The 11,152-nt window shown below is 74.2% G+C and carries 10 protein-coding genes and 2 pseudogenes; 11 read left to right on the top strand and 1 reads right to left on the bottom strand.

The annotated features are described in order from the left end of the window. Positions 1 to 96: 96 nt before the first annotated feature. The 8 genes and pseudogenes from SLP03_RS30725 to SLP03_RS30695 all read left to right on the top strand — a co-directional run bounded on the left by SLP03_RS30725 (position 97) and on the right by SLP03_RS30695 (position 6,650). Positions 97 to 903 carry an isocitrate lyase/phosphoenolpyruvate mutase family protein gene (locus SLP03_RS30725; RefSeq protein WP_319464145.1) on the top strand — a complete coding sequence of 269 codons (807 nt, stop codon included), beginning with the start codon at positions 97 to 99 and terminating at the stop codon, positions 901 to 903. A 111-nt stretch (positions 904 to 1,014) separates the two neighbouring features. Next, entirely contained in the window at positions 1,015 to 1,983 is a 969-nt protein-coding gene (locus SLP03_RS30720; RefSeq protein ID WP_319464144.1) for a hypothetical protein, read from the top strand. A gap of 4 nt (positions 1,984 to 1,987) precedes the next feature. Continuing rightward, the gene (locus tag SLP03_RS30715) at positions 1,988 to 3,601 is read left to right on the top strand and encodes an asparagine synthetase B family protein (RefSeq protein WP_319464143.1); all 1,614 of its coding nucleotides are present in this window, start codon (positions 1,988 to 1,990) and stop codon (positions 3,599 to 3,601) included. A gap of 18 nt (positions 3,602 to 3,619) precedes the next feature. After that, positions 3,620 to 3,697, top strand: a pseudogene (locus SLP03_RS31790) (hypothetical protein); the annotation flags it as partial. A gap of 56 nt (positions 3,698 to 3,753) precedes the next feature. Then, positions 3,754 to 3,969 (top strand): annotated as a pseudogene (locus tag SLP03_RS30710) (GyrI-like domain-containing protein); the annotation flags it as partial. A 117-nt stretch (positions 3,970 to 4,086) separates the two neighbouring features. Beyond that, positions 4,087 to 4,569 (top strand): DUF1203 domain-containing protein, encoded by a 483-nt coding sequence (locus tag SLP03_RS30705; protein ID WP_319464142.1) that lies wholly within the window; start codon positions 4,087 to 4,089, stop codon positions 4,567 to 4,569. 51 nt (positions 4,570 to 4,620) lie between these two features. After that, on the top strand, positions 4,621 to 5,550 hold the full coding sequence (locus SLP03_RS30700; protein WP_319464141.1) for a PfkB family carbohydrate kinase: 930 nt from the start codon (positions 4,621 to 4,623) through the stop codon (positions 5,548 to 5,550). A 98-nt stretch (positions 5,551 to 5,648) separates the two neighbouring features. Continuing rightward, positions 5,649 to 6,650 (top strand): carcinine hydrolase/isopenicillin-N N-acyltransferase family protein, encoded by a 1,002-nt coding sequence (locus SLP03_RS30695; protein WP_319464140.1) that lies wholly within the window; start codon positions 5,649 to 5,651, stop codon positions 6,648 to 6,650. A 57-nt stretch (positions 6,651 to 6,707) separates the two neighbouring features. Here SLP03_RS30695 and SLP03_RS30690 read toward each other — a convergent pair whose 3' ends face one another. After that, complete coding sequence (locus SLP03_RS30690; protein ID WP_319464139.1) at positions 6,708 to 8,159, bottom strand: hypothetical protein; 1,452 nt, start codon at positions 8,157 to 8,159, stop codon at positions 6,708 to 6,710. 139 nt (positions 8,160 to 8,298) lie between these two features. Between SLP03_RS30690 and SLP03_RS30685 the strand changes: the two genes are divergently transcribed. From SLP03_RS30685 to SLP03_RS30675, 3 genes are read left to right on the top strand one after another with little or no spacing between them, the layout of a single operon-like run. Then, positions 8,299 to 8,991, top strand: a complete 693-nt coding sequence (locus SLP03_RS30685; RefSeq protein WP_319464138.1) for a DUF305 domain-containing protein — start codon at positions 8,299 to 8,301, stop codon at positions 8,989 to 8,991. Positions 8,992 to 9,041: 50 nt separating this feature from the next. Further along, positions 9,042 to 10,274 (top strand): sensor histidine kinase, encoded by a 1,233-nt coding sequence (locus tag SLP03_RS30680; protein ID WP_319464137.1) that lies wholly within the window; start codon positions 9,042 to 9,044, stop codon positions 10,272 to 10,274. Further along, positions 10,271 to 10,936 carry a response regulator transcription factor gene (locus tag SLP03_RS30675; RefSeq protein ID WP_319464136.1) on the top strand — a complete coding sequence of 222 codons (666 nt, stop codon included), beginning with the start codon at positions 10,271 to 10,273 and terminating at the stop codon, positions 10,934 to 10,936. The genes SLP03_RS30680 and SLP03_RS30675 overlap by 4 nt, the downstream gene beginning before the upstream one ends. The last annotated feature ends 216 nt before the right edge of the window (positions 10,937 to 11,152 follow it).

The following is an 11,152-nucleotide window of genomic DNA, read 5'->3' as shown; positions in this document are numbered from 1 at the left end:
CGTGCTGCGGCGCCGCTGCCGCCCCACCGACGCCGAGCTCCGACACCCCCCGCACCCGACGCTGCGCGTCCCCACCCGACGCGAGGTGATCCCCGGATGACCGACCGGTACGCGGCCTTCCACGCCCGGCACCACGCCGACGCCCCGCTGCTGCTCCCCACCGCCTGGGACGCCGCCTCCGCCGCCGCGCTGGTGGCGCGGGGGCACCCGGCGGTCGGCACCACCAGCCTGGGGGTCGCCGCCGCCAACGGGAAACCGGACGCGGCGGCGGCCACCCGGGTCGAGAACCTCGACCTCGCCCGCCGGCTCCGGCGGCTTCCGGTGCTGCTCACCGTCGACGTCGAGGGCGGTTTCAGCGACGACCCGGCGGCGGTGGCCGGGTACGTCGCCGAACTGGCGGCGCTCGGCGTGGTCGGGGTCAACCTCGAGGACGGCCGCCCCGACGGCACCCTGGCGCCTCCCGAGCTGGTGGCGGCGAAGCTCGCCGCGGCCCGGGCGGCGGCGCCGGGGCTCTTCCTCAACGCCCGCACCGACGCCTGGTGGTTGGGGGTGCCCGAGCCGCTGGAGCAGGCCCTGCACCGGGCCCGCACGTACCGGGACGGCGGCGCCCACGGCATCTTCGCCCCCGGGGCCCCGGACGACACGGTCGGGCTGCTCGCCGTCGAGGTCGGCCTGCCGCTGAACGTGCTGCACCGACCCGGCGGTCCGAGCCTGGCCGAGCTGGGCCGGCTCGGGGTCGCCCGGGTGAGCACCGGCTCGCTGCTGTTCCGCGCCGCCCTCGGCGCGGCGCTCGACGTTGCCGACGCCGTCCGCGCCGGGCGGGACGGCGACCCGCGAGCCGTCCCGTCGTACGGGTGGGTGCAGGAGCTGACCGGGCGGTTCGGGGCGGACCGCACCGGATAAGGCGTCGTTAGGGGGAGATAGGAGGATTGTTCGGGGATCCGCAGGTTCCGGTGATTACGGTGCTTTTCAGGCTCATCCACACCGTGTCCGGCCCGGAGAGGGGACCCGACCATGCGAGTGCCCAGCCGAAGTCCCGGCCAGCAGCCCGGGCCCGCCGTCGCGTCGACCGCCCCCGTCCGCCGCCTGCCCACCTCGGCCCCCACCCGTCGGCCGGCGCCCGGCGAGCCGGACCTGGCCGCGTACCGGGCCGCGGTGGCCGACCTGGTCGTCGAGGTGGGCGCCCTGGCGGACGCGCCGTCGGCGGCCGCCCGGCAGGTGCTGCTGGACCAGCGGCTGCGCGAGCCGGCAATCGCCGCGGTGCTCGACGCCACTTCGCAGGGGTTCGTGGGTGCCCGGGAGACGCTGCTGCTGGAGATGGCCCGCTACCAGCCGAACGCCCGCAGCTCGGCCGCGGACCTGACCGCGCTGGTCCGGATCTACCTGCTCTCCCGGATCGACGTGATGTGGTGGCGGGACGCGCCCACCTTCGGCACGGACGCGCAGGTCAACAACAGCGTCGACCTGGTCGACCTGGAGTGGCTGCGGCGCCGGGGACTGCTCAGCTTCCGGTACCAGGAGCAGCCGGCAAGCGTCCTCGGCCGGGGCCTGCGCGCGGTGCGCCGCCGGCTCCTCCCGGACGCCACCCCGCGCACCGCGGGCCTGAAGTTCCGCCGGGCCCGCCGCGAGATCGTGGCCCTGCTCAACGAACTCGCCCGGGAGTTCGCCCGGGCCACCCCGCCCGGCACCCCGCCGCTCTGGGTGACCAGCCTGGCCCGCAGCGCCGAGCACCAGTACCGGCTGCGCCGCCTCGGGTACGCCGCGATGGTGCCCAGCGGCCACTGCCTCGGCTACGCCGCCGACGTGGAGCTGGCCTGGTACCGGCGCTTCGGCGTCCGGGACACCCTGGCCGGGCTGCTGCTGGCCCGGCAGGACGCCGGCGAGATCAACGTGGTCGACGAGGGTCAGGCCTGGCACCTCTGCCTCGCACCCACCGCCCGCCGCCGGCTGCGGCGGGCGTACGAGGCCGAGATGGGGGTCTGACGGAATGTGCGGCATCGCGCTCAGCATCGGTCCGGAGGCCGACCCGGCCACCTTCCGGCGGATGCTCGCCGTCCTCGTCCCGCGCGGCGAGGTCACCGAGACGCGGCAGGAGAACGGCCTGCTGACCGGCGTCCGCCGGCTGCGGATCGTCGACCGGGAACGCGCGGTGCAGCCCTGGGTCTCGCCCGACGAGCGGTACCTGCTCTGCTACAACGGCGAGGTCTTCAACCACCGTGAGCTGCGCGTGGAACTGACGCGGCTCGGGTACGCCTTCCGCAGCGAGAGCGACACCGAGGTGGTGCTCGCCGCGTTTCTGCGCTGGGGCGGGGACGCGGTGCGCCGGCTGCGCGGGGAGTTCGCCTTCGCCGTCGTGGAACGGGCCAGCGGACGGGTCTACCTGGCCCGCGACCCGCTCGGGGTGAAGCCGCTCTACTGGTCCCGGGGCCCGGGCTGCCTGCACCTCGCCTCGGAGGTCAAGGCTCTCGTAGTGCACGGCGCCCCGATCAACGAGGTGCCGCCCGGGCACCACGGATGGGCCGAGCCCGACGGCCCGGTGCTGCTGCGCCCGCACGTCGACCTGCTCCGTCTCGGCGCGGGGCTGCCAGTGATCGACGACCCTGACGAGGCCGCCCTGCTCGTCCGGGTCGCGCTCACCGACAGCATCCGGATGCGGTTGGACACCGACCTGACCGTCGGCGTCGTCCTCTCCGGCGGGCTGGACAGCTCCCTCGCGCTGCTGCACGCCCACCGGATGCACCCGGACTGCGTGGCGATCACCGTCGGCGTACCGGACAGCCCCGACGTGGCGTACGCCCGGCGGCTCGCCGCCGACCTCGGCGTGCCGCACGAGGTGGTCGAGCTGCGCCCGCGGGACATCCGGCTGGCCGACGTCCGGGAGGCGATCCGGATCTCCGAGCTGACCGAGTACGGCGACATCATCAACGCGGTGGTCTCGGTGCCGATCTTCCGCCGGCTGCGCGAGCTCGGGGTGAAGGTGGTGCTCACCGGGGACGGCTCGGACGAGCTCTTCGGCGGCTACCCGATGTACCACCAGGTCGGCCCCGATCGATCCCGCCGGCTCGTCCTCCACAAGATCCGCAACCTCTGCCGTACGGAGTTGCAGCGGGTCGACCGGGCCAGCATGGGGCACGGGGTGGAGGCCCGGGTGCCCTTCCTCGACCTCAGCGTGGTCGAGCTGGCCATGCGCCTGCCGCTGGGGCTGAAGATGCGCGACGGGCAGGAGAAGTGGATCGTCCGCCGGGCCTTCGCCGACGTGCTGCCCGACTACATCCGGCGGCGGCCGAAGAGCCCAATATCGTACTCGTCGGGACTGCACGAGCGGACCCGGCTGTACAAGCCGCTCTTCGCCCGGCTGCACCGGTCGTTCGGTTACGACCTGCTCGAACCCGTCCGCCGGGACTTCGACACTCTGCTCAGCCGCTGCGGCAACGACCTGGACCGGGCGATCGCCGACGGGCTGGCCCGCCCCGACTACACGGTGCTGGAGCACGCCCGCGACCTGGTCGGCGCGGCGAAATGGAACGCCGCCCCGGTGGTCCGCCGGCTGGTCGGCCCGCGCCGCACCCGCGGCGGCGACGAGGCGCCGCTGCCCGGCTGAGCCCTGGACCCCCGGTGCTTGACTCTGACACTGCGCCCGGCCGCGATCGACCCGCACACCGGGTACCGCTTCTACCGCGCCGACCAGCTGCGCCGGCTCAACCGGGTGATCGCCCTCAAGGAGCTCGGGCTCACCCTCGACCAGGTGCGGGCGCGATCGTCGACCTGCCCCGGGTGCCGACCGCCGCGACGATCGTCCACCACGGATCGATGGACGAGGTGGAGGGCACCATGCAGGTGCTCGCCACCTGGATCGAGGAGAACGGCTGGCGGGCCACCGGCTTCGCCCGCGAGCTCTACCTGGACTACTCCCACGAGGAGCCGGAGAAGGGCGTCACGGAGCTGCAGATTCCGGTGGTCAAGGGCTGACCGCCCGGGCGGAACGGGGGACGGGCTGCCCCGTCGCGGCAGCCGTCCGTGCCCGGCCGGCGACGCGAGGTCCGATCGCCGCCAGCATCCCCGTCCGGACCGCGCGAGGGTGGGGTCATGACGACAGCCATCCACACCACCTTCCTCGTCCGCCCCCTGCCGGCCGGACTGCTGGCCGCCGTCCGGGAGACCGGCCGCGACGCGGCGGGACAACCGGTGGAGCGGTGCACCGCCGAGGGCGGCGAGCCGCTGCGCTGCTGCCTGCGCGACGCGACCCCGGGAGAGCCGCTGCTGCTGTTCGGCTACGCGCCACCGCCGGCGGCCGGGCCGTACCGGGAGGTGGGGCCGATCTTCGCCCACGACGCGGACTGCCTGGGGCCGGAGCTCGCGGGCGGCTATCCGGCGCACTGGCGGGGGCGTCCGCAGGTGTTGCGGGCGTACGACCGACGGGGGCGGATCCACGGCGGCCGGCTGCACGACGGTCACGACCCGGAGGGGGTCATCGCCGCGCTCCTCGCCGATCCGGCCGTGGTCGCGCTGCACAGCCGCAACGTGGTGTACGGCTGTTACATGTTCACGGTCGAGCGGGCCCACGACTGAGCCACCCCGTGGCGGGGGCGTGACCGGCGGCGGGCCGGGTATCAGCCCCGCATGGCGGGACTGGACGCGATCGTGGTCGGGCAGGTGGCGCGGGACCTGGTGCTGCTGGTGGACGATGTCCCCGACGCCTCCCGGACGACCCCGGCGCGGTGTCGCCGGGAGCTGCTCGGCGGCAAGGGCGCCAACCAGGCCGTCGGTCTCGCCCAGCTCGGCGCGCGGGTCGGCCTGCTCGGAGTGGTGGGGCTGGACGAGGTCGGGGACCGGCTGCTCGGCCGGGCGCGCAGCGACGGCATCGACGTCGCCCCGGTGGTCCGCCGGGAGGGCACGCCGAGCGCGCTCATCGTCGACCTGGTCGACGCCCACGGCCGCTGGCGCTACCTGGAGGACATCCCCGAGGAGACCCTGCTGACCGAGGCGGACGTGGACGGCGCCGAGGACGTGGTGCGGGCGGCCCGGGCGGTGCTCGTACAGCTGCAGCAGCCGCTGCCGGCGGCGCTCGCGGCGGCGCGGTGTGCCCGGGCGGCCGACCGGCTGGTGCTGCTCGACGGCGCGCCGCACGACCCGGACGCGGCCGAGCTGCTCGCCCTCGCCGACGTGCTGCGCGCCGACGCGCGGGAGGCCGGCCTGATCGTCGGCGACCCGCCGCGGGACCCCGCCGCCGGCCTGCGGGCCGGCCGGGAGCTGCTCGGGCGGGGGCCGTCGCTGGTGGCCGTCGAGGTGGCGGGGGAGGGGAACGCCTTCGTCTGGCCGGACGGGGAGCTGTTCGTGCCGCTCAGCCAGACGCCGACGGTGGACACCACCGGCGCCGGCGACGCCTTCGTCGCCGCGCTCACCGTCGGCCTGCTCCGCGGCGACCCGCATGAGCGCACCGCCCGGTACGCGGTCGCGGCGGCCGGCGCCACGGTGGGCCATCCCGGCGGCCGGCCGGCCCTCTCCGCAGCGGCGATCGAGGAGCAGCTGGCCCGCATCCCGGCGTCCTGACGGCCGGCCCGCCGGCACGGCTGCGCCGGGACGGCGAGGCAGGCGAGCGGCCGGTGCGGCGATGGACAACCGTCTGTGCCTGCCCTAGCGTCGGTGGTATGCGGAGGAGGACACTGCTCGCCGCCGGCGGCGCCCTGCTGCTCACCGGCACCGCGTGCACGCGCCCGCCGACCCCGACCCCGGCGCCGCCCCCGGCCGCGGCCGGGACGCCGACGGCCTCCCGGCAGGACCAGGTCGAGCGGACCCTGGCCAGCCTGCGCAAGGTCGACGACCTGCCGCTGTACGAGATGACCTACGCCGGTGACTACGACCCGACGGTCGGCATGCCCGCGCCGCCCACGGCGAGCCCCTTCGGCTGTTCGCTCCTCGCCGCCCTCGGCGACCGTGGCCGGCCGTTGTTCGCCCGCAACTTCGACTGGGAACCCAACCCGGCTTTGGTGCTACGGACCGACCCGCCGGACGGCTACGCCTCGATCTCCCTGGTGGACATCTCCTACCTCGGGGTGGGCTCCGACCCGGCCGGCGACCGCCGGCTGCTCAACGCGCCGCTGCTGCCCTTCGACGGAATGAACGAGCGCGGACTCGCCGTGGGACTGGCCGCCGACGACCGGGCGACCGTGCGGCCGGTGCCGGGCCGGCCGACCGTCGGCTCGGTACGCATCCTGCGCCTGGCGCTGGACAACGCCGCCACGGTGGACGAGGCGATCGGCGTCTTCGAGCGCTACAACCTGGACTTCACCGGCGGTCCGCCGCTGCACTACCTGCTCGCCGACGCCACCGGCGCGTCCGCCGTGGTCGAGTTCGTCGACGGGACCATGCGGGCTCAACGGAGCCGGGGCCCCTGGCAGGCGCTGACCAACGTGCCCGTGGTGGGCGTATCCGAGCAGGTGCTGCGGCAGGACCACCGGTACGGGGTGATCGCCACCGCACTGGACCGGGCCGGCGGCGTGGCGGACAGCCCCGCCGCGCTGCAGATCCTCGACGCCGTTCGGCAGCCGCACACCCGCTGGTCGGTGACGTACGCCCTGCGGACCGGCGAGGTGCGGCTGGTCACCGCGACCGGTGACGGCGAGCGGCGCTACCAGTTGCCGATGAGCTGACGGGAGACGGGCCCGGCCCCCGCGTGCGGGGACCGGGCCCGGAATGTGGTGGAGACGTCAGTCCCGGTAGTCGGGCTGGGTCTGCACGTTGAGCCGGGTGAAGTGCCTCGTCTTCGCGCCCGGGATGGACGCCTGGTCGATCTCCAGCACGTCCAGACCCTTCTGGATGTCGCTGGAGAAGATGTTGCCGTTGTAGTAGTACGACGACCAGGCACCGCCGAGAACCAGCCGGGTGTCGGAGATCGGCCCCCGCTCCCAGTAGCCGATCTCCCGCGGCGCCGACGAGTCGGTGAAGTCCCAGACGGAGATGCCGCCCTGGTACCAGGCCTGGACCATGATGTCCCGTCCGGGCACCGGGATCAGCGAGCCGTTGTGGGCCACGCAGTTCTCGGTGCTGGAGTTGGCCCGGGGGATCTTGAAGTAGCTGCGGAACACCATCGTCCGGGCGTCACCGCTGCCGGTGATGTCGTAGATGGCGTCCGCGCCGCGGTTCGGCCCGACGGTCGTGTTGCAGGTCGCCGCGCCGCCGCCGCCCAGCTCGTCGGTGAAGATGACCTTGGTGCCGGTGTTGTTGAACGTGGCCGAGTGCCAGAAGGCGAAGTTGACCGTGTCCCGGACCCGGTTGATCACCCGGGGCGCCTCCCGGTCGGAGATGTCCATCAGGATGCCGTCACCCATGCAGGCGCCGGCGGCCAGGTCCTGCTGCGGGTACGCGGTGATGTCGTGGCAGCCGGTCGTAGCCGAGCCGCCCGGGCGGCCCGGGTACCCGCCGTCGTCCGGGAAGAGGTTCGGCGTGGCCACCACCGCCGCGTCGGTGGGCCGGTCCAGCGGCACCTTCACGATGGAAATGGAGTCGTGCGGTGGCTGGCAGTCGGGGAAGGCCGCCGCCGGGCTGTACGAGGAGACGTAAAGGTAGACGGAGAGGCCGTCCTTCGCGGGGACCAGGGTGTGCGTGTGCGAGCCGCAGTCCGTCTCGACGGCCTTGATGTAGCGCGGGTTGGTCTTGTCGCTGATGTCGAAGACCTTGATGCCCTCCCAGGACGCCTTGACCGACGCCGACTGCGAGACGCTGTTGCAGGAGTCGTCGCTACGCGAGGAGTCGGTGGAGAGGAAGAGCAGGTCACCGTAGACCGAGACGTCGTTCTGGGACCCCGGGCAGAGCACCTGCGACATGATCTTCGGCCTCGACGCGTTCGCGATGTTGTAGATCGTGAACCCGTTGTAGTTGCCGACATACGCGAACGGCCCCTGGAAGGCCATGTCGGTGCCGAAGGCGCTTTCGGTGTCGAACGGCGCCTGCTTCGGCAGGCTGGCGATCTGCCGGATGTTGGGGCTGCTGGAGATCTGATCGACGGCGAGCCCGGTGGTGTCCATCGTGGCGGGTTCGGCGCTGAGCCGTGGTGTCGCCTGAGCGCCCGGGGCGGCGGCGACGCTGGCGAGGAGGAGGCCGGTCGCGGCCAGGCTCACGATCCGGAGCCGACGGGATGGGGAGGTACGGAATCTGATCATCGGCGAGACCCTTCGAAAGGGGATGATGATTGTCGACACCTTACCGGGAGGCGACGGACATCAATGTGACCTGGGTCACGTCAGGGCGCCTCTGTCTATGGATAGGATCGCTTTCACCTCGACTTGAGGAGGGTGGCGTATGACCGGCCGACATGGACGGACCCTGATCGCCGTCACAGCGGCGGTCCTGTTGCTGGTCGCACTCGGCCTGACACTGTGGAACCGTGACGACGGCCGGTCGCCGGCCGCCGGAACCGCCGCCGCCGTCCGATCGAGCGCGTCACCCGCCGCCGACGTACCCCCGGTGATCGTGCCCGGGCGGCCGGGAGAGTCGGCGGTGGCCCGTCCGGCGCAGGAGGTCCGGGACGGCTCGCCGCCCCGCTACAACAGCCTCGACGTGTGGTTCGTCCGGATGATGATCCCGCACCATGAGCAGGCGCTGGAGATGGCCGCCCTCGCCCCGGAGCGGGCCGCCGACCCCGGGGTGCGCGCGGTCGCCGACCGCATCCGGGCCGCCCAGGGGCCGGAGATCGGCATGATGCGCGCCTGGCTCGCCGCTCGCAGCCTGCCGGCCGAGGTGCCCGGGCACGACCACGGCACGATGCGGGGCATGCAGTCCCCGGATGCCATGCGGCGGCTCGCCGACGCCCGGGGCGCGGACTTCGACCGGCTGTTCGTCCGGATGATGACGGAGCACCACCAGGGCGCCGTCACGATGGCGACCGACCTGCTCAAGGTCGGTGCGGACCTGACCATGTCCGAGTTCGCCAACTCCGTCGCCACCGAACAGGGCGTCGAGATCACCCGGATGCGCGAACTGCTCGCCCGCTGACGGCCCGGCCGCCGCCGGGTATCGACGGGCGGGGCGCCCCCGTACGCTGGGTGACCGTGAACCGCACGATCTTCGGCCGTCCGCTGCGCGGCGTCGCCTTCGACGTCGCCGTCTCCGGCCTGGTGGCGCTCTTCGCCGTCGCCGGCGTCGTCACCCAGCCGGGTGGCTGGAAGGCGACCGCGGTCGGGTGCCTGATGGCGGCGGCGCTGCTGTTCCGGCGGACGCACCCGACTCCGGTGGCGGCCGTGGTGGGCGCGCTCGCGCTCACCCAGGTGATCGTCGGATGGGGCCCGTTGGGCTATGACATTGCCGTGCTGATCGCCCTCTACAGCGTGGTCAAGTACGCCGACCGGCTGCGCGACGGCATCCTCGCCGGCGCGGCCGCCGCCGTGGGGGTGGTGCTCGCCGCGCTCCAGATTCGCGGACCGGCGGCGTGGTGGGCGAGCGCGATCTACTTCGGGCTGATCACCGGCGCGGTCTGGCTGGTCGGACTCAACGTGCGGACCCGCCGGCTCTACGTGCTGACCCTCGAGGAGCGGGCCGTGACCCTGGAACGCGAGCGGGAGGCCGAGTCCCGGGCGGCGGTGGCCGAGGAACGGACCCGGATCGCCCGGGAGCTGCACGACGTGGTCGCACACAGCATGGCGGTGATGATCGTGCAGGCCGACGGGGCCCGCTTCACCATCGACCGGGACCCGGCCGCCGCCCGGGAGGCGGTCAAGGTGGTCGCCGCCACCGGCCGGCAGGCGCTGGAGGAGATGCGCCGGCTGGTGGGCGTACTCCGGGAGCCGAGCCGGCCGGAGCCGGTGGCCGCGCCCGGCATGGCGGATGAGCCCGGCGGCGGGTTGTCGGGGGCGCCGGTGCACCGCCGGCCGGCGCTGGTCGAGCTGCCCGAGCTGCTGGACCGCTTCCGCGCCGCCGGGCTGCGGATCACCTGGACCGTGGCCGGGGAGCCGGCGGCGCTGCCGCCGGGTCTGGAGCTGACCGTGTACCGGGTGGTGCAGGAGGCGCTGACCAACGCGCTCAAGCACGCCGGGGTGGGCGCATCCGTCGAGCTGGACCTCGGGTACGCCGACGACGCCGTGCTGGTCCGGGCCGCCGACGACGGGCGCGGCCGCCCGCTGGTCCGGCCGGCGCCGTCGGGCGGGCACGGCCTGGTCGGCATGCGCGAGCGGGTCAGCGTGTACGACGGCAGCCTCACCGCCGGGCCGAGACTGGCCGGGGGCTGGCGGGTCGAGGCGCGGCTGCCGCTACCGTCGGCGGCCGAGGGGGTGGCGGCATGACGGTCCGGGTGCTGATCGTGGACGACCAGGCGCTGGTGCGCGCCGGGTTCAGGATGGTGCTGGACTCCCAGCCCGACCTGGCGGTGGTCGGCGAGGCGATCGATGGCGCCGACGCGCTGCGGGTGCTCGACCGGGTCGAGGCGGACGTCGTGGTGATGGACATCCGGATGCCGACCATGGACGGGGTGGAGGCGACCCGGCGGATCTGCGCCGGCCGACCGGTGGGACGCCCCCGGGTCCTGGTGCTCACCACCTTCGACACCGAGGCCGACGCGTTCGCTGCCCTCCAGGCCGGGGCCAGCGGCTTCCTGCTCAAGAACGTCCCGCCGGAGGAGCTGCTGGCCGCGATCCGGGTGGTCGCCGAGGGCGACTCGGTGGTGGCGCCGTCGATCACCCGGCGGCTGCTCGACCGGTTCGCCGGTCAACTCGGTCCCGGCCCCACCAGGGACCCCCGGCTGGCCCAGCTCACCGAGCGGGAACGGGAGGTGCTGCTGCTCGTCGCGCAGGGCCTGTCCAACGCGGAGATCGCCGCCCGGGTGCACGTCGCCGAGGCGACGGTGAAGACCCACGTCGGTCGGATCCTGGCGAAACTCCAGCTCCGCGACCGGGTGCAGGCGGTGGTGCTGGCGTACGAGAGCGGGCTGGTCACCCCCGGCGGCTGAGCGGGCGTACGACCTGGGTCGTACGGGTCCAGCGGGAACGACGGCGCTCCGGCCCGCAGCAGCGGGACCGGAGCGCGGTCGCTTTCGGATCAGGGGGTGCCGGCGGGCGGGGGGTCGGCCGGGGGGCTCGCCGTGGTCGGGGGCGGGTCGGCCGGGGTGCGCGCCCGGGTCGGCGGCGGGTCGGCCGGGGTGCTCGCCGTGGTCGGCGGCGGGTTG

The sequence above is a fragment of the Micromonospora sp. RTP1Z1 genome (assembly GCF_033804685.1).
GTDB lineage: Bacteria > Actinomycetota > Actinomycetes > Mycobacteriales > Micromonosporaceae > Micromonospora.
The sequence above is the reverse complement of the archived record's forward strand: the minus strand, read 5'-3'. Positions and strand labels throughout refer to the sequence as shown.